The organism is Kluyvera sp. EC_51 (genome assembly GCF_019584505.1).
GTDB lineage: Bacteria > Pseudomonadota > Gammaproteobacteria > Enterobacterales > Enterobacteriaceae > Kluyvera > Kluyvera sichuanensis.
In genome coordinates this window covers 22,993-46,858 of sequence record NZ_VDAG01000035.1, presented here as the reverse complement: position 1 = coordinate 46,858, position 23,866 = coordinate 22,993, and the positions used below count along the sequence as shown (strand labels likewise).

15 protein-coding genes and 1 tRNA gene are annotated in these 23,866 nt (G+C 51.1%); 6 read left to right on the top strand and 10 right to left on the bottom strand.

Annotated elements, in window-relative coordinates; genetic code table 11:
- Positions 1 to 93: 93 nt before the first annotated feature.
- From FHC49_RS09175 to pepA, 3 genes are all read right to left on the bottom strand, one after another.
- Entirely contained in the window at positions 94 to 2,949 is a 2,856-nt protein-coding gene (locus tag FHC49_RS09175; RefSeq protein WP_220439604.1) for a valine--tRNA ligase, read from the bottom strand.
- Positions 2,949 to 3,392: a DNA polymerase III subunit chi gene (holC, locus tag FHC49_RS09170; RefSeq protein ID WP_220439603.1), complete on the bottom strand. Its 444-nt coding sequence runs from the start codon at positions 3,390 to 3,392 to the stop codon at positions 2,949 to 2,951. The genes FHC49_RS09175 and holC overlap by 1 nt, the downstream gene beginning before the upstream one ends.
- 113 nt (positions 3,393 to 3,505) lie before the next feature.
- Positions 3,506 to 5,017 carry a leucyl aminopeptidase gene (pepA, locus tag FHC49_RS09165; RefSeq protein WP_035892787.1) on the bottom strand — a complete coding sequence of 504 codons (1,512 nt, stop codon included), beginning with the start codon at positions 5,015 to 5,017 and terminating at the stop codon, positions 3,506 to 3,508.
- A 267-nt stretch (positions 5,018 to 5,284) separates the two neighbouring features.
- Here pepA and lptF point away from each other — a divergent pair, with 267 nt between their 5' ends.
- Positions 5,285 to 6,385 (top strand): LPS export ABC transporter permease LptF, encoded by a 1,101-nt coding sequence (gene lptF, locus FHC49_RS09160; RefSeq protein WP_185669170.1) that lies wholly within the window; start codon positions 5,285 to 5,287, stop codon positions 6,383 to 6,385.
- Positions 6,385 to 7,467, top strand: a complete 1,083-nt coding sequence (gene lptG / locus FHC49_RS09155; RefSeq protein WP_220439602.1) for an LPS export ABC transporter permease LptG — start codon at positions 6,385 to 6,387, stop codon at positions 7,465 to 7,467. The genes lptF and lptG overlap by 1 nt, the downstream gene beginning before the upstream one ends.
- A 138-nt stretch (positions 7,468 to 7,605) precedes the next feature.
- Here lptG and FHC49_RS09150 read toward each other — a convergent pair whose 3' ends face one another.
- Positions 7,606 to 9,105 (bottom strand): helicase HerA-like C-terminal domain-containing protein, encoded by a 1,500-nt coding sequence (locus FHC49_RS09150; RefSeq protein ID WP_220439601.1) that lies wholly within the window; start codon positions 9,103 to 9,105, stop codon positions 7,606 to 7,608.
- Positions 9,106 to 9,239: 134 nt separating this feature from the next.
- On the opposite strand from FHC49_RS09150, the gene FHC49_RS09145 reads away from it, so the two are divergent.
- Positions 9,240 to 10,877, top strand: a complete 1,638-nt coding sequence (locus tag FHC49_RS09145) for a glycerone kinase (protein WP_220439600.1) — start codon at positions 9,240 to 9,242, stop codon at positions 10,875 to 10,877.
- A 43-nt stretch (positions 10,878 to 10,920) separates the two neighbouring features.
- Here FHC49_RS09145 and FHC49_RS09140 read toward each other — a convergent pair whose 3' ends face one another.
- Entirely contained in the window at positions 10,921 to 11,940 is a 1,020-nt protein-coding gene (locus FHC49_RS09140; protein WP_185670116.1) for an NAD(P)-dependent alcohol dehydrogenase, read from the bottom strand.
- A 215-nt stretch (positions 11,941 to 12,155) separates the two neighbouring features.
- On the opposite strand from FHC49_RS09140, the gene FHC49_RS09135 reads away from it, so the two are divergent.
- The 3 genes from FHC49_RS09135 (at position 12,156) to FHC49_RS09125 (ending at position 14,782) form a co-directional block, all read left to right on the top strand.
- A tRNA-Leu gene (locus FHC49_RS09135) sits at positions 12,156 to 12,240 on the top strand.
- A 186-nt stretch (positions 12,241 to 12,426) separates the two neighbouring features.
- A complete protein-coding gene (locus FHC49_RS09130; protein ID WP_199952573.1) occupies positions 12,427 to 13,692 on the top strand; it encodes an integrase arm-type DNA-binding domain-containing protein in 1,266 nt (421 codons plus the stop codon).
- Between the two features lie 214 nt (positions 13,693 to 13,906).
- A complete protein-coding gene (locus tag FHC49_RS09125) occupies positions 13,907 to 14,782 on the top strand; it encodes a phosphorothioated DNA-binding restriction endonuclease (protein WP_220439599.1) in 876 nt (291 codons plus the stop codon).
- 77 nt (positions 14,783 to 14,859) lie between these two features.
- Here FHC49_RS09125 and FHC49_RS09120 read toward each other — a convergent pair whose 3' ends face one another.
- From FHC49_RS09120 to FHC49_RS09100, 5 genes are all read right to left on the bottom strand, one after another.
- Entirely contained in the window at positions 14,860 to 15,825 is a 966-nt protein-coding gene (locus FHC49_RS09120) for a 5'-nucleotidase (RefSeq protein ID WP_220439598.1), read from the bottom strand.
- 512 nt (positions 15,826 to 16,337) lie between these two features.
- Positions 16,338 to 17,603 (bottom strand): hypothetical protein, encoded by a 1,266-nt coding sequence (locus FHC49_RS09115; protein ID WP_255581279.1) that lies wholly within the window; start codon positions 17,601 to 17,603, stop codon positions 16,338 to 16,340.
- A gap of 152 nt (positions 17,604 to 17,755) precedes the next feature.
- The gene (locus FHC49_RS09110) at positions 17,756 to 21,037 is read right to left on the bottom strand and encodes a DEAD/DEAH box helicase (protein WP_220439596.1); all 3,282 of its coding nucleotides are present in this window, start codon (positions 21,035 to 21,037) and stop codon (positions 17,756 to 17,758) included.
- Between the two features lie 6 nt (positions 21,038 to 21,043).
- Positions 21,044 to 22,231, bottom strand: a complete 1,188-nt coding sequence (locus FHC49_RS09105; protein ID WP_216422475.1) for a restriction endonuclease subunit S — start codon at positions 22,229 to 22,231, stop codon at positions 21,044 to 21,046.
- Positions 22,228 to 23,862, bottom strand: a complete 1,635-nt coding sequence (locus tag FHC49_RS09100) for a class I SAM-dependent DNA methyltransferase (RefSeq protein WP_220439595.1) — start codon at positions 23,860 to 23,862, stop codon at positions 22,228 to 22,230. The genes FHC49_RS09105 and FHC49_RS09100 overlap by 4 nt, the downstream gene beginning before the upstream one ends.
- Between the last annotated feature and the right edge of the window lie 4 nt (positions 23,863 to 23,866).

Here is a 23,866-nt window from a genome sequence, read left to right as displayed (position 1 = left end):
GTACCGTGGATAACCCGGAGTCGGCGCTAATGCACCTCGTCCGGGCTACTCGACAGTTTGCCGGATCGCCCGGCAAACGTACAGGCTCGATTTTTACAGCGCGGCGATGACCGCCTGCTGCTCAATCAGCTTCGCTTTCGCTTCTGCGTAACCGTCCAGCTTCTCACGCTCTTTAGCAATCACCGCTTCCGGTGCGCGAGCAACGAAACCTTCGTTGGAGAGCTTGCCTTCGATACGGGCAATCTCACCTTCGATTTTCGCTACTTCTTTTGCCAGACGCGCCAGCTCATCTTCTTTGTTGATGAGGCCAGCCATCGGGATCAGCAGCTCGGCGCCGTCGATGATTTTGGTCACGGAAACTGGACCTTTGTCATCGGCTGGCAGCACGGTGATGCTTTCCAGACGGGCCAGGTTCAGCAGGAAGCTACGGTTGTCGTTCACGCGACGCATTGCGTCAGCGCTGCAACCACGCAGCAGCAGCTCCAGCGGTTTGCCTGGGGCGATGTTCATTTCCGCACGGATGTTACGTACGGCAACGATCGCCTGCTTCAGCCACTCGGTATCGGCCAGCGCGGCTTCATCAACCTGCGCGGCGTTATATTCCGGGAACGGCTGCAGCATGATGGTGTCTGCGGTGTTGCCACAAATCACTTTCACGCGCTGCCAGATGGTTTCGGTGATGAATGGAATAATCGGGTGCGCCAGGCGCAGCAGACCTTCCAGCACGGTGACCAGCGTATTGCGGGTACCGCGCAGTTCAGACTCGGAACCCCCGGTCATTACCGGCTTAGTCAGCTCCAGATACCAGTCACAGAACTGGTTCCAGGTGAACTCGTAGAGGATGCCCGCGGCGATATCGAAGCGGAAGTTATCCAGCGCTTCGCGGTACGCTTTCACGGTCTGGTTGAATTCCGCCAGGATCCAGCGGTCTGCCAGAGACAGGGTCATTTCGCCGCCGTTGAAGCCGCAATCCTGATCTTCGGTGTTCATCAGCACGAAGCGGCTGGCGTTCCACAGCTTGTTACAGAAGTTACGGTAACCTTCCAGGCGCTTCATATCCCAGTTGATGTCGCGGCCGGTAGAAGCCAGTGCAGCCAGGGTGAAACGCAGGGCGTCGGTGCCGTGCGGCTCGATGCCGTCCGGGAACTGTTTCTCGGTACGTTTAGCAATTTTCTCAGCCAGCTGCGGCTGCATCATGTTGCCGGTACGTTTTTCCAGCAGGTCTGCCAGGGAGATACCGTCGACCATATCCAGCGGGTCGATAACGTTACCTTTGGACTTGGACATCTTCTGGCCTTCGTCGTCACGAATCAGACCGGTCATGTAGACGGTCTTGAACGGAACCTGCGGCTTGCCGTTTTCATCTTTGATGAAGTGCATGGTCATCATGATCATGCGGGCAATCCAGAAGAAGATGATGTCGAAGCCGGAAACCATCACGCTGGTTGGGTGGAACTGACGCAGTGCGTCGGTGTTTTCCGGCCAGCCCAGGGTAGAGAAGGTCCACAGTGCGGAGGAGAACCAGGTATCCAGAACGTCTTCGTCCTGACGCAGCGCAACGTCGGCGCCGAGGTTGTTTTCCTGACGCACTTCGTCTTCGGTGCGGCCAACGTAGACGTTGCCGTCGTTGTCATACCATGCCGGGATACGGTGACCCCACCACAGCTGACGGGAGATACACCAGTCCTGAATATCGCGCATCCAGGAGAAGTACATGTTTTCGTACTGCTTCGGTACGAACTGAATGTCGCCGTTCTCAACCGCTTCAACCGCTGGTTTCGCCAGCACGTCGGCACGGACGTACCACTGGTCGGTCAGCATTGGCTCGATAACCACGCCGCCACGGTCGCCGTAAGGAACGGTCAGATCGTGAGGTTTGATCTCTTCCAGCAGGCCCATCGCATCGATGGCAGCCACGATCGCTTTACGCGCGGCAAAGCGTTCCAGCTTCTGGAATTCAGCCGGGATAGCGTTGGAGTAAACGTCAGACTCTTCGCCCTTGGTGTCGTACACTTCCGCGGTTTCGCGGATGTCGCCATCAAAGGTCAGAATGTTGATCATTGGCAGTGCGTGGCGACGACCGACTTCATAGTCGTTGAAGTCGTGCGCCGGGGTGATCTTCACGCAGCCGGTGCCTTTTTCCATATCGGCGTGTTCGTCGCCCACGATAGGAATACGGCGGTCAACCAGCGGCAGAACAACGAACTTGCCGATCAGATCTTTATAGCGTGGATCTTCCGGGTTCACGGCCACGCCGGTATCGCCCAGAATGGTTTCCGGACGGGTGGTCGCGACGACCAGGTAATCTTTACCGTCTGCGGTTTTCGCGCCGTCGGCCAGCGGATAGCGGATGTGCCACATTGAGCCTTTAGACTCGCGGTTTTCCACTTCCAGGTCAGAGATGGCGGTGCGCAGTTTCGGGTCCCAGTTTACCAGGCGTTTGCCACGGTAAATCAGGTCTTCTTTGTACAGGCGGACAAAGACTTCTTTCACGGCATTGGAAAGGCCTTCGTCCATGGTGAAGCGCTCGCGCTCCCAGTCAACAGAGTTGCCGAGACGGCGCATCTGACGGGTAATGGTGCCGCCGGATTCCGCTTTCCACTGCCAGATTTTGTCGATGAAGGCATCGCGACCGTAGTCGTGACGAGTTTTACCTTCTTCCGCGGCAATCTTACGCTCAACCACCATCTGGGTAGCGATACCCGCGTGGTCGGTACCCGCCTGCCACAGGGTATTTTTGCCCTGCATGCGCTGGTAGCGAATCATGGTGTCCATGATGGTTTGCTGGAAAGCATGACCCATATGCAAACTGCCGGTGACGTTCGGCGGCGGGATCATGATGCAGAAGGACTCTTTGCTTTCGTCGCCGTTAGGCTTGAAATAGCCCTGCTGTTCCCAGTGCTCGTAAAGCGGCTGTTCGATATCTTGCGGGTTATATGTCTTTTCCATTATTTCCAGGTTGCCGTATTCAGGTTAAAACCAGCCACGCGGTAGGCTTTGTAGCGATCGCGTGCGAGTTGTTTCAGAGTTTCTTCGTAAGGGACGAAGTCTACCACTTCTGTGAAAGCGGTGGCAAAATCTGCAAAGTTTACCCGCAGACTTATCAGTATATCCCGTGGGCTGCTGTTGCGCTTGGCAGGCCAGGCTATCTCCACCGGCGCACCGCCTCTTGGGCCTTCGCCCGCCAGATTATGCGGCACAAAATTGTCCGGAGGACGGCTCCACAGGGCTTCATCCAGGCGAATGGCCTGCTGCTCGTCTTCGCAGGCGATCAGCACGCGCTTGCCAGCGCGCCAACGTTCTGCGGCAATTTCACACACCAGTTGCTCGACGGCGCTGAGGTCGTCGACGGTGGTGTCATTGTCCAGAAGATAGAACGTCGCATTCTTCATATATGGGGCTTCTTGTGATGGTTTTAAATCGCCCCCTGACGCCCTTCCCGAACGTGGAGAAGGGCGGTCCCCTCTCCCCAGTGGGGAGAGGGTTAGGGTGAGGGGGTTGTGCCTTACTCTTCGCCGTTAAAACCAGCGCGGTTCAGCAGGAACTGCGACAGCAGCGCCACCGGACGACCGGTTGCGCCTTTGGCTTTGCCGGAGCGCCATGCGGTACCGGCGATGTCCAGGTGCGCCCAGTTGTACTTACGGGTAAAGCGCGCCAGGAAGCAGCCCGCGGTGATAGCACCACCAGGACGGCCGCCGATGTTCGCCATATCCGCGAAGTTAGACTCCAGCTGTTCCTGATACTCATCGCCCAGCGGCAGACGCCACGCGCGGTCACCAGCCTGCTCGGACGCGCCAATCAGCTCGTGCGCCAGCGGGTTGTGGTTCGACATCAGGCCGGTGATGTGATGGCCCAGTGCAATCACGCAGGCACCGGTCAGCGTTGCCACGTCGATAACCGCTTCTGGCTCGAAGCGCTCAACGTAGGTCAGAACGTCGCACAGCACCAGACGGCCTTCGGCATCGGTGTTCAGCACTTCAACGGTCTGGCCGGACATGGTGGTCAGCACGTCGCCCGGGCGATACGCGCGCCCGCCAGGCATGTTTTCGCAGCCTGCCAGCACGCCAATAACGTTGATTGGCAATTGCAGTTCCGCAACCATCCGCATCACGCCGTACACCGCCGCTGCGCCGCACATGTCGTACTTCATCTCGTCCATGCCTTCGGCAGGCTTGATGGAGATACCGCCGGAGTCGAAGGTCAGGCCTTTACCCACCAGCACGATTGGGCGAACGTCTTCGGAAGCCACGCCCTTATACTCGATGACCGACATCAGGGATTCGTTCTGCGAACCGTTGCCGACCGCGAGGTAGGAGTGCATACCCAGCTCTTTCATCTGCTGTTCGCCGATGACGCGGGTGATGACGTTTTTGCTGTAGCTGTCGGCAAGCTGACGCGCCTGAGAGGCCAGGTAAGCCGCATTACAGATGTTTGGCGGCATGTTGCCGAGGTCTTTCGCTGCTTTGATACCGGCAGCAATGGCCAGACCGTGCTGGATAGCACGTTCGCCGCTGGTCAGTTCACGGCGGGTTGGCACGTTGAAGACCATTTTACGCAGCGGGCGACGCGGCTCGCTTTTGTTGGTTTTGAGCTGATCGAAGCTGTACAGCGTCTCTTTTGCCGTCTCAACCGCCTGGCGTACTTTCCAGTAGTTATTGCGGCCTTTGACGTGCAGTTCGGTCAGGAAGCAGACGGCTTCCATTGAACCGGTATCATTCAGGGTGTTGATGGTTTTCTGAATGACCTGCTTGTACTGGCGCTCATCGAGCTCGCGCTCTTTACCGCAGCCAATCAGCAGAATGCGTTCTGACAGCACGTTTGGTACGTGGTGCAGCAATAAGGTCTGTCCCGGTTTGCCTTCCAGTTCGCCGCGACGCAGCAGCGCACTGATATAGCCGTCGCTGATTTTATCGAGCTGTTCGGCGATGGGAGAAAGGCGGCGTGGTTCGAATACGCCCACGACGATACAGGCACTCCGCTGCTTCTCCGGGCTACCACTTTTTACACTGAACTCCATGCACTACGCTCCTGAATCTTAAAGACAACGGCGGTGGCTACGGATAGAATTGCAAGCTTACGTAACTCATTTCCGCTGTTGCGGTGACTTCGTGTTAATCTTAACGTTATTACGGTCCTGGCACGTCAGAACAAGTCCTGAAACGTGAAGCCGCTGAGTCATTTAATCTTAGCGATGTTTTCGACGACTCAAGAGAATAAATGACGTTTAAGCCATGAAACAAGCTATTTTCCTGCAATAAGACGGGTTTTTACGGGCGTATTTATAGTGATAATCATACGATATCTGGTGCGGGAGACGCTAAAAAGCCAGCTTGCCATCCTCTTCATCCTGCTTTTGATCTTTTTCTGTCAGAAACTGGTGAGGATCCTCGGCGCGGCGGTCGATGGTGATATCCCGACAAACCTCGTGCTCTCATTGCTCGGGCTCGGCGTGCCTGAAATGGCGCAGCTTATCCTACCGCTGAGTCTGTTCCTCGGTCTTCTGATGACCCTGGGTAAACTGTATACCGAAAGTGAAATCACGGTGATGCACGCCTGCGGCCTGAGTAAAGCCGTGCTGGTGAAAGCGGCGATGGTCCTCGCGCTGTTTACCGGTATTGTTGCCGCCGTCAACGTGATGTGGGCGGGGCCGTGGTCGTCTCGCCATCAGGATGAAGTGCTCGCCGAAGCCAAAGCGAACCCCGGCATGGCGGCGCTGGCACAGGGCCAGTTCCAGCAGTCTACCGATGGTAACGCGGTGTTATTTATTGAAGGCGTGAATGGCGCAAGCTTCCATGACGTCTTCCTGGCGCAGCTCCGGCCGAAAGGCACCGCGCGCCCTTCTGTGGTGGTGGCCGACACCGGCCAGCTCTCGCAGCGCAAAGACGGTTCTCAGGTGGTGACCTTAAATCAGGGTACGCGCTTTGAAGGCACCGCGATGCTGCGTGATTTCCGCATTACCGATTTTAAAAACTATCAGGCCATTATTGGCCACCAGGCCGTAGCCGCCGACCCGACCGATACCGAACAGATGAACATGAGCACGCTGTGGAATACGGATACCGACCGTGCTCGCGCGGAGTTGCACTGGCGTTTCACGCTGGTGCTGACTGTCTTTATCATGGCGCTGATGGTGGTGCCGCTCAGCGTGGTCAACCCACGTCAGGGCCGTGTACTCTCTATGCTGCCAGCTATGCTGCTGTATCTGGTGTTCTTCCTGCTGCAGACTTCGCTGAAGTCGAATGCGGGCAAAGGCAAAATCGACCCGGCAATATGGATGTGGGCGGTCAACCTGGCGTACATCGCGCTGGCCGTGGTGCTGAACCTCTGGGATACCGTCCCGATGCGCCGCGTTCGCGCCCGTTTTACGCATAAAGGAGCGGTATAATGCAGCCATTTGGTGTACTTGACCGCTATATCGGTAAAACCATTTTCACCACCATCATGATGACGCTGTTCATGCTGGTGTCGCTGTCCGGCATTATCAAGTTCGTTGACCAGTTGAAGAAAGCCGGGCAGGGGAGCTATGACGCGCTGGGCGCGGGCATTTATACCCTTCTCAGCGTTCCGAAAGACGTGCAGATCTTCTTCCCGATGGCGGCGCTGCTTGGCGCACTGCTTGGCCTGGGGATGCTGGCTCAGCGCAGTGAACTGGTGGTGATGCAGGCTTCCGGCTTTACCCGTCTGCAGGTGGCGCTGTCGGTGATGAAAACCGCGATCCCGCTGGTGCTGTTGACCATGGCAATGGGCGAGTGGGTTGCTCCGCAGGGCGAACAGATGGCGCGTAACTACCGCGCTCAGCAGATGTACGGCGGTTCGTTACTCTCTACCCAGCAGGGCATGTGGGCGAAAGACGGCCACAACTTTGTCTATATCGAGCGCGTAAAGGGCACCGATGAGCTGGGTGGTGTGAGCATCTACTCCTTCAATAGCGAGCGTCGTCTGCAGTCCGTACGCTATGCGGCCAGCGCGAAGTTCGATCAGGATCAGAAGGAGTGGCGCCTGTCGCAGGTGGATGAATCTAACCTGACCGACCCGAAACAGATTACCGGTTCGCAAACGGTGAGCGGTACCTGGAAAACCACGCTGACGCCGGATAAGCTCGGCGTAGTGGCGCTGGACCCGGATGCGCTGTCTATCAGCGGCCTGCACAACTACGTGAAGTATCTACAGGCCAGTGGCCAGGATCCCGGTCGCTATCAGCTCAATATGTGGAGCAAAATCTTCCAGCCGCTCTCCGTGGCGGTAATGATGCTGATGGCGCTGTCGTTTATCTTTGGCCCGCTGCGCAGCGTGCCGATGGGTGTGCGCGTGGTGACGGGGATTAGCTTCGGCTTTGTGTTCTACGTCCTTGACCAGATCTTCGGCCCGCTGACGCTGGTCTACGGTATCCCGCCGATTATCGGGGCGCTGCTGCCAAGCGCCAGCTTCTTCCTCATAAGCCTCTGGCTAATGATGCGAAAAGCCTAACCCCTTCTGTAGCCCGGCCGAGCGAATGCGACGCCGGGTTTTTTATGCCCGAAATTTCTGAATTCCTTTGGAACATCGGTGTTATCCCCGGGGTCGCTGCCGCTCGCCCGGGCTACGAGTTATAGGCCGGATACGGCGTTAACGCCGCCGCCCACCCAGTAGACTACCCAACATCCCACGCACAATCTGGTTCGTCACCTGACGCACGGCGCTTTTCGCCGCCGTTTGCACCAGACCATCGTGCTTGCCGCCGCGCGGCCCGGTGGTGCCGAAGATAATATCTTTCAGCCCGCCAAGGATGCCGTCATCAGCACTCTGCTGGCCTTTAGCGGGCGGAGCATCTGCCTGACCGGCGCTATTCTGTACCCCTTTTTGCAGCATCTCGAACGCCGACTCGCGGTCTATTTCATCTTCGTACTTACCGTACAGCGGTGAGTTATTAATAAGCCCATTGCGTTCATCGTCGGTCACCGGCCCCATGCGTGAACACGGCGCGATAACCATCGCTCGCTCAACGATGGACGGGCTGCCTTTTGCATCGAGGAACGAAATCAGCGCCTCGCCGGTTCCCAGTTCCTGAATCGCCTGCTCGGTATTAAACGCCGGGTTAGCGCGCATGGTTTGCGCCGCCGTTTTCACCGCTTTCTGATCCTTCGGCGTAAAGGCGCGCAGCGCGTGCTGCACGCGGTTACCTAGCTGGCCCAGTACCGCATCAGGAATATCCGACGGATTCTGCGACACAAAGTAGACGCCCACGCCCTTAGAGCGAATCAGGCGGATCACCTGTTCGATTTTATCCAGCAGCACCTGCGGCGCATCGCTAAACAGCAGGTGCGCTTCGTCGAAGAAGAAAACCAGCTTCGGTTTTTCGAGGTCACCCGCTTCCGGCAACTGCTCGTACAGTTCGGAGAGCATCCACAGCAGGCTGGCAGCGTAAAGCTTCGGCATCTGGTAGAGCTTCTCTGCGCTGAGGATATTAATGACGCCTTTACCGTTGCTGTCGGTGCGCATCCAGTCTTTGATATCGAGCATCGGCTCGCCGAAGAAGTGCTCGGCACCCTGCTGTTCCAGCGTCAGTAGCCCGCGCTGGATGGCACCGACGGAGGCGGTACTGATATTACCGTACTGGTTCTGGAATGATTTGGCGTTATCGCCGATGTATTGGGTGATGGCCCGCAGGTCTTTGAAGTCCAGTAACAGCAGGCCCTGATCGTCGGCGATGCGGAAGATAATATTCAGCACCCCGGACTGCACCTCGTTGAGGTTCAGCAGGCGAGCCAGCAGCAGCGGGCCGAGGTCTGAGACTGTGGCGCGAACCGGGTGGCCCTTCTCGCCGAAGATATCCCACACCACCACCGGGTTAGCATGCGGCTCCCAGTCGGTCACACCGATATTATTCAGGCGTGCCATTAACTTCTCTGAGGCCTGGCCTTCCTCTGCCACGCCGGTCAGGTCGCCTTTCACATCCGCCATAAAGACCGGCACGCCAATCTCCGAGAACGACTCGGCCATCTTTTGCAGGGTAACGGTTTTCCCGGTACCGGTGGCGCCGGTAATCAGCCCGTGACGGTTGGCCATATTGGGCAGCAGTTCAAGCTGCTTGTCCTGGGTGCGTGCGATAAGCAATGGTGCGCTCATGGGTAATCCTCCATTTATTCTGCGTCGAGTATAGGCAAAACAACGACATCTCGCGGCAGTAAATTGTCTGTTTTGCGGCGCGTTATCCAGCGCCGACTATGCTTTGCATACGGTTTACTTTTTTTTGGAATGCTATGTCCCGATTCTTTTTTAACGAGCGCAAACACCTTGTGGACGATGCGCTTGAAGGCTTAGTGTTGTCCGCACCTCACGCGAACCTGGTGCGATTGGATATCGACCCGGCGATTCGTATTGTCGCCCGCAGCGACTGGGATAAAAGCCGGGTGGCGATAATCTCCGGCGGCGGCTCCGGCCACGAACCGGCGCATGCGGGGTTTGTTGGTAGAGGCATGCTCACCGCTGCCGTATGCGGCGATCTCTTTGCCTCACCGAGCGTTGATGCGGTGCTGAACGCCATCGTGGCGGTAACTGGCGATCGTGGCTGTCTGCTGATCGTCAAAAACTACACCGGCGACCGCCTCAACTTTGGCCTTGCCGCCGAAAAGGCCAAACGCTACGGCCTGAAGGTCGAGATGGTGATTGTCGCCGACGACGTTGCACTGCCGGACAACAAACAGCCGCGCGGCATTGCGGGCACGGCGCTGGTGCATAAAGTGGCGGGCTATGCGGCGGAGCAGGGGAAATCGCTCAGCGAAGTATACGAGATAGCCCAGCAGGCGAGTCGCGGCGTGTTCAGCCTGGGGCTGGCGATGGAGACCTGCAATTTACCCGGCGGTGAGACCGAAGACCGCATTAAGCCCGGTCAGGTGGAGCTGGGGCTTGGCATCCACGGTGAGCCAGGTGCTTCGACGGTCAGCAGCCATAACAGCCAACAGCTGATTGGCACGTTGGTTGAGACCCTGAAAGCCTCAGCGGGTGACAACCGCGTGGCGGTGCTGATCAACAACCTCGGCGGCGTGTCGGAGCTTGAGATGGCGCTGCTCGCCAAAGAGCTTGCGCACTCCGCACTGCGCGAGCAGATAGCCTATCTGATTGGCCCGGCGACGCTGGTCAGTTCGCTCGATATGAAGGGCTTCTCGCTCTCGCTGATCGTTCTGAATCAGGCCATTGAAGAGGCGCTGCTGGCCGACGTTGAGACCAGCGGTTGGGTGAAAGCCGTGGCCTTTGCGCCACTGAGAACCCTGGCGCATGCCAAAGTTCACGACGCGCTGGAGGTGCAGCCGTCGGAGAACCCGCAGGTGCATGCGCTGGTGGCACAGGCTACCCAGACGCTGTTGGGTTTAGAGAGTCGCCTGAATGCGCTGGATGCCAAGGTAGGCGACGGCGATACCGGCTCGACCTTTGCGCTGGGCGCGCAGGATGTCGCTACGTTGCTCCAGCAGAACGCCCTGCCGCTAAACAACCCGGCGCAGCTTCTACAGCTGATTGGCGAACGTCTGGCAACCGTGATGGGTGGCTCCAGCGGCGTGCTGATGTCGCTGTTCTTCACCGCTGCCGGGCAGGCGTTAGCGCAGGGGGAGCCGCTGGCAAATGCGCTACTGGCCGGGTTAAAGCAGATGAAGTTCTACGGCGGTGCCGCACCCGGCGACCGTACGTTAATCGATGCTCTGCAACCGGCGCTGGAAGCGCTGCGAGATAAGGGGCTGGCAGAAGCGATTGCGGCAGCACAGCAGGGTGCTGACAGCACGGCGACGATGCAAAAAGCGAAAGCGGGGCGCGCGTCGTACGTGAACAGCGATAACCTGAACGGCGTGCCGGACCCAGGTGCCGTTGCCGTAGCGGAAGTCTTCGCGGCCTTCGCAAAAGCTTAACGGCGAAGAGAAGAACCGGCGGCAGAACGCCGCCGGATAAACATCAGAAATCAGCTTTCAATACCACGCGGTAACGGGCTTTACCGTCACGCACGTGCTGGATGGCATCGTTGATTTTCGACATCGGGAACAGCTCGGTAATTGGCGCGACTTTGCTGCGACCAGCAAACTTCATCAGCTTGCGTAGTTCGAACGGGTTACCCGTCGCCGAACCGGAGACGCTGCGGTCGCCGCCAATCAGGGTAAACGCCGGTACCGGCAGCGGCGTCAGCACCGCGCCGACGGTGTGGAAGTTGCCGCCCGAGGCCAGCGCTTCGAAGTACGGCTGCCAGTTCAGGTCGACGTTGACGGTGTTGATTATCAGATCAAACTGACCCGCCAGCGCTTTGAGCGCTTCCGGCGAACGGCTGTTAACCACATGGTCTGCACCCATCGCCCGCACTTCCTGCTCTTTCGACGGATTGGAGCTGAACGCTGTAACTTCAGCACCCATCGCGCGCAGCAGCTTAATGGCGATATGCCCCAGACCACCAATCCCAATCACCCCTACGCGGCTGGTGGCGGTAACGTGGTGCATCAGCAGCGGTTTAAAGACGGTGATCCCGCCGCACAGCATCGGGCCTGCGGTTTCGATATCAATGTTGTCCGGCAGTGGAATAACCCATTGCCAGTCGGCGCGCAGCTTATCGGCAAAGCCGCCGTGGTTGAGGATGGTTGGCACCGAGCCTTCGGTACAGTTAATCTGGTTGCCATCGATACAGGCATCGCAGTGGCCGCAGCTTCGCGCCGTCCAGCCAATGCCCACGCGCTGACCAATCTTCAGCCCCTTACTCTGCGCCGCGCTGCCCAGCGCCACCACGTGACCAATCACCTCGTGGCCGGCAACCAGCGGATATTGAGAGAACCCCCATTCGTTGTCGATCATCGACAGGTCCGAGTGGCAGATCCCGCAGTAATCCACTTTCACCTCAACGTCTTCCGGCAGCAGCTCCCCGGCATCGTATTCCCAGACTTCCAGTTCTGCCCCGGCATTTTTCGCGGCGTAGCTTTTTATTATGGACATCGTGTATCTCTCAGTGTGGTGTTGAACTGAGAGTGTAGAGCATGTGGGGGCGGGGCGCTTGGCGGAAGGGGGGATTATGGGTTGCCAGCGAAAACGTGACCAGGATTGGAGTTGTGCTGGTTTTTTCGACACTTAGCGAGTTATGCTAGTGCTGGTACTTGCATGGTGGCGCGCTACAGGTATAATCCTCAACGTTTTCCGCATACCTTTCCAGTGCCGGAGTGGCGAAATCGGTAGACGCAGTTGATTCAAAATCAACCGTAGAAATACGTGCCGGTTCGAGTCCGGCCTTCGGCACCAAAAGCATGTAAATGGACCTCAACTGAGGTCTTTTTTTATGTCTAAAATCCAGTATTTATCTATCTTTCCCGCTATATTAACTCTCTCAAGGTCAACCGACATCAACGTACATCTACCAACACATGTTGGTACAGATGATGGTATTTACGGTTCGATAATGCTTGTACCAACAGGGAGGGGATAAGCATGGCGTTAACAGATATCAAGGTCAGAACAGCCAAGCCAACGGATAAGCAATACAAACTGACCGATGGCAGCGGTATGCACCTACTTGTCCATCCTAATGGTTCTAAGTACTGGCGTTTGCAGTACCGTTATGACGGCAAGCAAAAGATGCTGGCACTTGGGGTTTACCCTGAAATCACACTGGCGGATGCCAGAGCGCGTCGTGACGAAGCGCGTAAGCTACTAGCGAATGGCGTCGATCCGGGAGACAAAAAGAAAAATGATAAGGTTGAACAGAGTAAAGCACGAACCTTTAAAGAGGTAGCGATCGAGTGGCATGGCACCAATAAAAAGTGGTCTGAAGATCACGCCCATCGTGTGCTAAAAAGTCTGGAAGATAATCTCTTTGCAGCGCTTGGTGAACGTAATATCACTGAGTTAAAAACGCGCGATTTATTAGCGCCCATTAAAGCCGTAGAGATGTCTGGACGTCTTGAGGTTGCTGCTCGTCTTCAACAGCGCACTACGGCCATTATGCGTTATGCAGTGCAAAGTGGGTTAATTGATTATAACCCGGCACAAGAGATGGCTGGGGCGGTTGCTTCCGGTAATCGACAACATCGTCCGGCGCTGGAATTAAAGCGCATCCCTGAGTTGCTTGAGAAAATAGATAGCTATACCGGCAGGCCGCTAACCCGCTGGGCGACAGAACTCACCCTGCTTATCTTTATTCGGTCCAGTGAGCTGCGTTTTGCTCGCTGGTCAGAAATCGATTTTGAAACGTCAATGTGGACCATCCCACCTGAGCGAGAGCCCATTCCTGATGTGAAACATTCTCAGCGAGGTTCAAAGATGCGTACACCGCATCTGGTGCCGCTTTCAAAGCAGGCGCTGGCGATCCTGAAGCAGATAAAACAGTTCTGTGGCGAGCATGAGCTGATTTTTATTGGCGATCACGATCCGCGTAAGCCCATGAGCGAGAACACTGTAAACAGTGCGCTACGGGTGATGGGTTACGACACTAAAGTTGAGGTTTGTGGTCATGGCTTTCGCACAATGGCCTGTAGTTCGTTAATTGAGTCAGGACTATGGTCGAAGGATGCGGTGGAAAGGCAGATGAGCCATATGGAACGCAATTCGGTGAGGGCGGCGTATATCCATAAAGCGGAACACCTGGATGAGCGCAAGCTGATGTTGCAGTGGTGGGCGGATTTTCTGGATGCCAATCGAGGGAAAGGGATTACGCCGTTTGACTATGCGAAGATCAACCGGGGTAATGGCGAGTGAGTTGAATGCCTTTATTTCTCGGTTGATGTTTAAATTAAAATGACCAACCAGCCCTTTAGGACTGGTTGGTCGCTGTATTTTTTACCGTTGTTATCAGAATTCCATCTGCCAGATACAGAGTCGCCAGACAAAAAGGACGTCTGCAATAATGCCTTGAATGTACATAAAGTTGCGAGCATCATCGCAAATATGTGCTCATGGATTCTTCAACGTAATGACCTCTGACAAAACCCTGAAGCAAGCGATATCAAATATCACCATTTGGCGCAAAGGCGAACAGCGTGCGCCACATAAGCCATTATTGCTGCTGCATGTCCTTTCACGCTATCGGCAGGGTCATGAGCGCCTGTTTAACTATAGTTCTGAAATCTACGAGCCCCTGTTGGAGCTTCTGGAACGTTATGGACCGCACCGCCGTGACCAGCGCCCGGACATGCCGTTCTGGCGTCTGAAGGGCGATGGCTTCTGGGAACTACAAAACGCGGAACTGTGCTCAACCAATGGTAGCCGCCAGCCGCCCCGTCGTGAACTCACCGAATATAATGTCGCGGGTGGATTTGATGCCGACAATTTTGCGTTGGTGGCAAAAAATCACAGGTTAATTGATACGCTGGCGCAGCAGCTCCTGGAGGCACATTTCCCGGCCAGTATTCAGGAAGACATCGCTGACGAAATGGGTTTTGATATTCGCACCTCTCTCCGTCAACGCGATCCGAAATTCCGCCAGATGGTGCTACGTGCTTACAATTATCAATGCGCTATATGCGGCTTTAACATGCGCCACGACAATGCGCCGATTGCTCTGGAAGCTGCCCATATCAGATGGAAGCAGCACCATGGCCCTTGTGAAGTACCTAACGGCCTGGCGTTGTGCGCAATCCATCATAAAGCGTTTGATCGTGGTTCGATTGGTTTGGATGAAAATATGCGTGTGAATGTTTCCGACGCGGTAAATGGTGGTGGGGTGGTACAGCGACTGTTCTGGGATTTTGCGGGAAAGGCGATTGCGTTGCCACCTGTTAAAGAAAATTATCCGGGAGAGAAGTTTGTGGAATGGCACAGGAAAGAGGTGTTCAGAGGAGAGCATTGATTTGAGGTAGGGCAGATATTTTGCGAGTGGCATACAAACCATTCAGTCTTAATGACTAAATGGTTTGTTAGCGATAATCACGATGCTTCACGTTCTGCAAGTTCGGAGTTACTGGCATAAGGGACTTTTCCAGAAGGTACAACCTTTGCCGCTGCGATCAAATGCACATCCTGATCGTCAAAGAAAATGTGTGGCTTAAACGCCTTCAGGACTTTTGTTTTCTCTACACCACCCAGAAAAAAAGCCTCATCGACGTATACTCCCCAGCTTCTGAGCGTTTTAATGACGCGCATTTCTGATGGGCTGTTTCTGGCCGTCACTAGTGCAATACGGACGGGAGAATACTCAACGCGGGTTGGCAGTCGTTCCTGAAGCTTGGCTATTTTTTTTAACAGAGTGGCATATGGCCCTTCTTCCATAGGAATATCCTGCTGCGCGTCTTCCTGAGCATGAAAGGCAGCCATCCCTTGTGTTTTATATACTAACTCGCTTTGATCGGAAAAAAGTACCGCGTCGCCGTCAAAAGCAATGCGCACTTGCCCCTCCGGGATATCGGAGGCGTCGGAAGGCGGATCTTTCAGGATTGCAGCAGCGCAGAATCGGGAATCAATCACCTTTTGCGCATCTTCAACGTTAGTTGTTAAAAATAGATCCACATCAAATGCATCAAGGTAATCGGCAACGGTTTCGCCTGCCGTAAAGGCAGAACGCGTGATATCGAGCCTGTCATGGCGGATAGTATTCAAAACGCGGATACCCGTATCAGGGCTGTTACGCGACATCACAACAACCTCAACCAACGGCGATTTATCATTCGGCTGGCGGTACCGGTTCAGACCCAGCAATGCTTTGACTAAGGGGTAGCCTGTTCCGGGCTGTAAAGGCTGGTTTTCGTGTTCGAGCATGTAAGCGCGGTACTTCTCAATGGCACTATCAGGATCGGTCGCATAGGTTTCCCGAAACATACGATCGGATTCGCTCATGTCGAAAAGCGCAGTTGCGCTGATGCCAATAACTAAAGTGTTACTTAAATCTAAAGGCATGGTTACTTTCCTAAACAATTATCGTGTAAGGGCAGTATATATCTTCAGCAGCAATGATGAGCAGGTTTCTTGGATGCAAACCGGGAGAAAAGGGTTACGCTGTTTTACTACGAAAAAATCAACCGTGGTAATGACATTTGAATTATTTGCCATATCCGTTTAATTAAAGTTAATCGGCTAGCCTTAATGGGATGGCTGGTTGGTAATTTTTCCCAATGGTATTATCACCAAGAGCAATACATTCACTGATTTTATCGGTAAGAGCGATCCGCGAATTCTTTCAATAGTTTGTTAATTAATAACGTTACTGAGCTCTACGCTCAATCAGTCATGGATGCTATTGTATTACCGGTTGAGTACAAAACACTGTTGCCGCTAGTGTGAATCCCCACAGTAGATTCAGATGTATCATCTAACGTAAACTCCAAGGGTACAGGAGAAAGTACCCCTTTTTCTTTATTCATTTCAACACCAAGATTAACCTTGCAATTGAAAGTTTGCCACTATTTTATTTAAGTATCATTCTTTATTTCCTTCAATTTTTTGATATAATTGAACGTTGAAAAAAACACTTTCCAACACAAGATGGCACATCTTATTAATGTACGCACAATAAAGCCAAGTATTTTTAAAAGGATAAATTTAACTCTATGTTTTTCAGTTATGCCACGATTCTCTACATTACCTATTTTTGTCATTACATTGGCAATTTTCCCACCAATAAAAAAAGACATAGCAATAAACCACATCCATCTATAATGAGGGGCATTTTTACTTAAGGATAAACGAGCTTGTTCTTTTAATAAAACTTGGCGGTACCTTAATAATGATGTAGTTACACACTCATTGGCGACAGCGAAACGGTCTGACATGCCTGTTTTATATTTTCCCTCTTGAATGGCATTGCAGTAAGCTGGGGGTGGTGTCTGGCACCATCGAGAAGGTGATGGCAATTGTGTTATTGTTTTGGAAAGAGGTTTATTTGGGCATAGTTTTTTATTGAAGTCTTGAAATTCTTGTCTGATTTTATCTGGAGATACTTGATTACTATAGTACTCAGGAATTCGGTAGAAGGTGTCAAGATTTTCAGGTATTACATATTCAATAACAGATGATTTTGTACTAGCAATATTTTCTAGCGTTTCTTGAATGTACGATGCCCACTGACAAGATGACATTTCGGTAAGCCCGTTATTGTCACACATGCGGCTGTAGTCTTTCACCTGAAAAAGAAGATATTTGGCTGCATCATTAATATCCGTAATTGTTTTCTCATATGCGGTTTTACCGACTGCTACCTCTCTGTCTGAGACCCAGAAAATACCGTTACCAACTGCTGTCAGTATTAGGAAAATATCTGTCCACTGTCTGAATTTCTCTCCTGTAGCAAAAATATCACTAATGATTACTGCCAAAATCCAACCGCACAATAGCCCTATGAGGCTAAGACTTCCGAGTCCAGCTGCGTTACCTGTTGCACCTGCACCTCCTATTTCATAGGTCAATGGCAACCACTGGATAGCAGGAAGAAGGTGACAGAGCGATAATAGGCCAGGGGTTATAAGAAGAACAAAACAAATGATGAGTCCCTTTTTTCTGGCAAGTATCCATGAGCTCAAGAAAATAAAGGGTAATAATAAAATAAAGAGCTCAAGAAAACATCCTCCTAAGACTACAGCAACTTTATTGGGAGACCAGTAACTGCTCAAAAGAGCACCCTGTGCGTTCATTTCCACAAAGTTGGTACTAATCACACCCATCCCATCCAGTGTTTGCAATAAAGCGTATCCAGCGCTATAGCAAAGCATTATGTAAGGATAAAAGAATAGGATCATAATTTACTCTCTTTTCTTGCTTTTTCCATCATTTTTATAGCATATTCAATTCGTTGTTTAATATTGCTAAAGTCGAAAATTGTCAATTTTTCGCCCTATTTAGAACCAATAACAACTAAATCTGCCATCGTTGTTTTCTTGATAAATAAGGCCGTACTGCCAAGTAATTTAAGGCCTTCTTCATTAATTTTGCTTACTCTAAGTCCTGGTTGAACAATAACAACTTGGAATTTAAGAGGTGTGATTCTGGAGCGCTCTTTCATAGCAGCAAGGTCTTTTATAGTGCCTTTCAGAAAGCGAGAATGACCACGCGATCGCCACTGTTCCTCGCGACGCTTAATGTGATGGTATAAATAGGAAAGATTCAGGTGTTTCCAACGAATGCATCTCTGCGCCTGCCCACATACTTCGTAAAGATCTTTAAGTCTTGCTCCAGCTTCTTCTGAGCCTGAATACTTGCAATGGATTAAAGAGAGAACAATACAGTCATCAACTATTCTCAACCCCACTAAATCTGCTGACTCACCTTTACCATCATCATTAATAATGACATCGTAATTATCTTTAATTTCACTGTACCAACGCCATTGGATGGATGATGGATCTCGAGTATAGCCCATTGATTCCACTCGAACATCAGTTCCCTTCCAATCAAAAGCTACAATTTCGTCTTTGTCATAAAGGCCAATATTTTGGCTTACATGGACTATATGAGCGTTGTATGAAAATGAGCCATCGGAGTAATGAATCATTACTGGATCAATTTCCATATACTCTGATAGTGATACAGGTTCAGATTCACCACGCTGTACAAAAACGTCAGGGCCAGATATCAACTGATAGGCATAACCTTTCGCTGTAGCACTTCCCGTGAGACATAATTTATATTCAGATGACGTTTCATCTGTAGAGAAAATGAGTCGCACATTACCATCTTCAAATTTTCCAGCAGTCCTGACCTCTACTAAATATAAATGAGCAGATACAGTATCAAAATGAAAAATAACTTTATCTTCGAACGCAGTAAGCAAATACTCACCCCATTGAGCTGATATTGGATATTCATTATAGGGTTCAAGTAATGGGACAGGACGCAAAAAGTTACGCGTAAGATTGTTTGGATCCGGTTCCGAACTAAAGATCTTGTCCCAGGCTTTCTTAACCCAGTTGCACCAATCAGCAATGCTGCCACCTTTTTGTGGTGACCAGACTTTACCTCTGCGTTGCGAGCATCCCCAGATTACACGGTTTCCGGATTCATAACCTAATGCAGCAATATTGCTTAAGCTTGATTGAGACGCTTCAATTAGTGATAGCCCCTCAGTGACATTTGGGCCAAAATATTGAGTAAAGCTGATTGCCCCAATTTGAGATGCGCCTAAATTTCTTGCCAAAGGATATTCAATACCATTAAATACATTAAAGACTTTTTCACCACTGACAACTTCAAATTTATCATCACAAATAGTACTGACTAGATTCTCAACTCGAAATGCTTTATAGTCATTTGAGAATACAAACAAGGCGGATCTGTCTTGATCCCAATGAGCAATTAGAATTTTATAATTGGTATCTTTAAGATCTTTGTAGCTTCCCCACCGGACTGAAGTTGCCTGGACAGCTAGCACAATAAGCAAATTCTCATCTTCTGCTATTGCATGCCAGGATTCATCGAATCTGGGCAGTTTTTCCTTGTATCTTTCAGGCTCCCAATTGTCACAGTATGTTTGAAATAACATGACTGAACAACTTGGCTCAAGATTCCATAGAGAAATCTGATCGTGTAAATCACCTTTCCTTTTTAAGGCATCCACGACCTCTTGTAACCTAATCTCTCTAGCAATTCGCCCTTCAGAGAGTCGCCTTAATACATTATCCCAATCGGCATCTGTTGAATATAGATGCTGTAATTCACCTTCAACATTCGGGTCTGCAATATTCATGACTACACTGGCTTGACCAATTTTCTGTGCTTTATTGACACGAGTAAAGCGGCCAATGAACTGCAAAGTTACGGCAAGAGACTTATGATGATCATGCAAAGCGGCAATTTTCAGGTTGGGTAGATCATATCCTTCTCCCAACATGTCTACGCAAATAACGATTCTTGAATGTCTTGATAATAATTTATTAAGACGTTTTTTTATTTCCGCTTTAGGATAATCAGAATGAACAACAATTGGATTAAAGTTTGGTGCAATTTTCTGATAAATAGTAAGTATTTCTTCTGCTCGCTGCTTATTGCTAGTACGCGCCATGAGCAAATGGTCAAGGTCATTATTTAAGTCTATACGCAGTTGACCTACAGCTGTATCCGCGATTGCATGATCCATAAGGTCAGAGTAATACTCCTCTACAGGCAGCAAATTTACATTTGTAAAATAGCCTGCTCGTTGGGCTTCCCCCATCGTATAGTTATAGATAATTTTTCCACCAAGGGACTTTTTATCATTCCTAAAGGGAGTAGCTGTAAACTGCACTACACGTTTGTCTGTGAATCGTTCGCGAATTGTCTGCCATGATGAGGCTGAGATATGATGGGCCTCATCAACAAAAAGATGGCTACACGACTCGCAAAGTGCATTTAATGCTGCTTCGGAGCAGGCAGACAAAACGTTGGTCGTAGCAACCAAGACGTTTGATTCACAAACTAATTGCTTAGCTTCTTCCGCTACCTGAATTCCCTTCTTAATAATAGCGACATTAGGGAGGGCAATGTTAGGCGGAACGACTGTTAGCTCTGGCAAATATCCCAACTCAATGAATTTTTTTGATATTTGTGTTCGGAGAGAGTCAGATGGAACTATGAGCAAAATTCGCTCGCATCGCTGGTATATCATGGTAGCCAGCATTGTTTCCGTTTTTCCCGTTCCAGTGGGCAGTACGACGGTAGCAGGTTCTACCTGCAAATCAGTAGCGAAATAGCCTGCAATTGCATGAAGTGCACCCAGTTGGGGTTTTCTGAGACCTGGAGAACGGTGCTCTGGGTCGTCCTCTCTAAACTGAAATTGATGATACCATTGTTCATTAATCTCATTAGGCGAAGTGCTAAATACCTGCTCTGGAAATTGCTCCCAGCTTAACTCAGTATCTTCTCGCCATTTTTCGAATGTAAATGGTTCCTTCGCTTTAAGGGAAGCTACACCATCTGCGCATTTCCCCCTGGAATTTGGATCTTTCAGATAGATATAGTCTAGAGGGGGCTTTAGACCCGTAACAAGTTCAAAATATCCTTGGAAACGTGCATTTCTGACTTGAGCCGATACTGTTGTTGATCGGCAAAGTAATTTATGAACATAATTCCCACCCACTTTTCTTACAGGGGCAGCTTTCGCGGGCAAGGTAAATTTAATTGTTAACAGGTCAAATAAGTCCATATGTACTTACCTCTTAAGATGTCCTGAAAAAGCCTGCTGACTTAACTTAGAGAAGAGGGCGTCGCTATCAATATCGCCTGACGCCATTTTATTTAAGCTATTATTGATTATTGATACAATCGAATGAAAATTAGCCATAAGTTCGTCGGGCGGAATTAGAACTTCAAAGTTTTTAAGTTCAACAGGAGATATATGTGGCACCGTTGTTTCTGTCGGGCAGCAATGCTTTTCGAAAGCTGGCGATTTAATACAACTGTAAATATAGTTTGTGTAAGATTCGCAACGAGGTCGTAACCTAGCTACACGCTGAACTAAGTACGTTTCTCGCTGATTTTCAGGGAATATGCATACTTTTAACCCGCTTGATATCCACGGACGGTCCATAGCAAGGATAATATCACCCGCCTTAATTAAATAATTATCTAGCTTTTCTAGTTTATTTTTTGGCCAGAATTTTGTATCAGCCCAATCTAAATACCCCGTAAGTGTATTTGCCCCTCTGCAAAGCCGTACTGATTCTGGTGCATCACTAATGTACTCATTACTTTTGAATGCAAATCCGGTAATGACCTCTGCCAATTCAGTAATGGGAGCTTTTTTTAGTTTTTTTGGATTTTCAACAGGATCGCCAAACATATTCAAAAACGTAGTACGCAAAAAATCGTTAGCCAGTTTCATGGCTTGCTCGCGTTTTTGACGTAGGCTATCAGCCTTATCAAGAATATCCGCGATACGTTTCTGTTCTTCAAAAGGAGGCAACGGGATTTCAAAATTTTCTACAACTTTTTTAGATACTTCTTTGAAAGTTGCACCATTACCTAATAGCTCCAATTGTGGCACAAATTTCTTAATACAATGATATAAATATTTATTGTGAACATTTCGCCCAGGAATTAAACTTTTAAAACCCTGATTTGTACAAAGTTCAATACCAGCAATAGCTACATTTCCTATTGGTGCTCGTGATGTGAGTAGAATCGTTCCTACAGGTAACATATATGTTGCAGCAGCTTTATACCCTGTTTTAGTTATATATTCCGGTGCCTCGTAAATATAAGGTTCACTAAGATTTGACACATCTTTTGGCGTTATCCACGGAATATCACCGCCCCAGTAGGATACGATGTTACGTTTAGGTGTTGCACCTCCCACAACTTCACAGCAATCTTTAAGCTTCACCATCTGCCAGCTCACAGCATCCCCTCCAGCTCATCCAAATCCGCCAGAATCTCTTTCTCTAGGTCCCTCAGCCGCTTCAGTATCACCTTCGGATCTTCATACTCCTCGGCCTGATACACCACCTCTTTATAGCGATTGATAGAGAGGTCGTATTTCTGTGCGGCAATATCAGCTTTCGGCACCACAAACGCCGCCTGAGTGCGAACTTTAAAATCAACGCCAGCATCAATCCCTTCTGGATGCTGCTGTTTCAGCAATGAGGCTGATTTCTCTCCCATAAAGTTATCAACCGGCAGCCCGCGCAAAGTACGGTAATGCTTCCAGCTCGCCAGCAAATGCGGCAGGTCGTTGTCTTTTATCGGGTTACGTTTGTCATCCAGGCTGTAGCCGTCATTTTGTAGATCGTAGAACCAGACCTCATCCGTCTGACCGCCTTTAGTGAAGATCAGGATTGCCGTCGCTACGCCTGCATAAGGCTTGAATACACCGGAAGGCAAGTTAATCACCGCTTCGAGTTGGTTATCTTCCACCAGCGTTTTACGCAGAGATTGATGGGCTTTGCTGGAGCCAAACAGCACGCCCTGCGGCACGATAGTGGCGCTGCGTCCGCCTACTTTCAGCATTTGCAGAATCCGCGCCAGGAACAGCAGTTCGGTTTTTTTGGTTTTCACCATTGCCGACAGAGTGGAGTCGATATCTTCCTCGTCCAGTGAACCAGTAAACGGTGGGTTCGCCAGAATCAGGTTGAATGCGTTTTTACTAGCCTGCGGGAAGTTGGTGCTGAAGCTCTGGCTCATGGTGTCCTGATAGTGAATATCCGGCGCTTCCACGCCGTGCATAATCAGGTTCATAGCGGCGATGCGCAGCATGGTGGTATCAAAGTCGTAACCGTGGAACATGTTGTTATCCACATGGTCACGCCACGGCGTCAGCAGATCGCCGGTAAAGATTTTTTGCTCTTCTAATTCGCCGCGTTCGTTGGTGCCAATCTCGGTATGAATGGACTCCAGTGAACTGTATTTCTCCAGAAGGTACTCATAACTGGTTGCCAGAAAACCGCCCGTACCACAGGCCGGATCGCAGATCGTTTCACCACGTGCAGGGTTTGGCTCCATCATTTCAACCATCGTGCGAATAATGTGGCGCGGCGTGCGGAACTGGCCGTTGATCCCGGCAGTGGTCAGCTTGCTTAACAGGTATTCGTAGAGATCGCCTTTGGTGTCGCCACGATCCAGCGGTAAATTTTTGATCACCTCCACGGCTTTGGTTAACAGCGACGGTTTGACGATCTCCAGACGGGCATCTTTCATAAAGTTGCCCAGTAGCGTCACCTTCGACGCATCGGCCTGGCCGAGCTGACGAAAATGCTGGAATACGCCGTCGCGCACTACTTCCATCATTTCGTCCGAGCCAAGGTTGCTATAGTGGCTGAAGCGGAACTCCTGCTGTTCTGGCGCAAAACGCGGTTTAAAATCAATACCCGCGATTTGTTTACGCTTCTCGTCGCGTTGTTCCTGGGTATCCAGCATCCGGGAGTACATCAGGTAAGTGATTTGTTCGATTACGGTCAGCGGGTTGGTGATACCACCCACCCAGAAATCTTCCCACAGGCCGTCGATTTTACTTTTTAAGTCACCGGTGATCATTGTT

Bases quoted from the DNA above. Each gene is read 5' to 3' on its own strand.
- FHC49_RS09175 (WP_220439604.1), bottom strand. From the start codon at position 2,949: ATGGAAAAGACATATAACCCGCAAGATATCGAACAGCCGCTTTACGAG.
- holC (WP_220439603.1), bottom strand. From the start codon at position 3,392: ATGAAGAATGCGACGTTCTATCTTCTGGACAATGACACCACCGTCGAC.
- pepA (WP_035892787.1), bottom strand. From the start codon at position 5,017: ATGGAGTTCAGTGTAAAAAGTGGTAGCCCGGAGAAGCAGCGGAGTGCC.
- lptG (WP_220439602.1), top strand. From the start codon at position 6,385: ATGCAGCCATTTGGTGTACTTGACCGCTATATCGGTAAAACCATTTTC.
- FHC49_RS09150 (WP_220439601.1), bottom strand. From the start codon at position 9,105: ATGAGCGCACCATTGCTTATCGCACGCACCCAGGACAAGCAGCTTGAA.
- FHC49_RS09145 (WP_220439600.1), top strand. From the start codon at position 9,240: ATGTCCCGATTCTTTTTTAACGAGCGCAAACACCTTGTGGACGATGCG.
- FHC49_RS09140 (WP_185670116.1), bottom strand. From the start codon at position 11,940: ATGTCCATAATAAAAAGCTACGCCGCGAAAAATGCCGGGGCAGAACTG.
- FHC49_RS09130 (WP_199952573.1), top strand. From the start codon at position 12,427: ATGGCGTTAACAGATATCAAGGTCAGAACAGCCAAGCCAACGGATAAG.
- FHC49_RS09125 (WP_220439599.1), top strand. From the start codon at position 13,907: ATGACCTCTGACAAAACCCTGAAGCAAGCGATATCAAATATCACCATT.
- FHC49_RS09120 (WP_220439598.1), bottom strand. From the start codon at position 15,825: ATGCCTTTAGATTTAAGTAACACTTTAGTTATTGGCATCAGCGCAACT.
- FHC49_RS09110 (WP_220439596.1), bottom strand. From the start codon at position 21,037: ATGGACTTATTTGACCTGTTAACAATTAAATTTACCTTGCCCGCGAAA.
- FHC49_RS09100 (WP_220439595.1), bottom strand. From the start codon at position 23,862: ATGATCACCGGTGACTTAAAAAGTAAAATCGACGGCCTGTGGGAAGAT.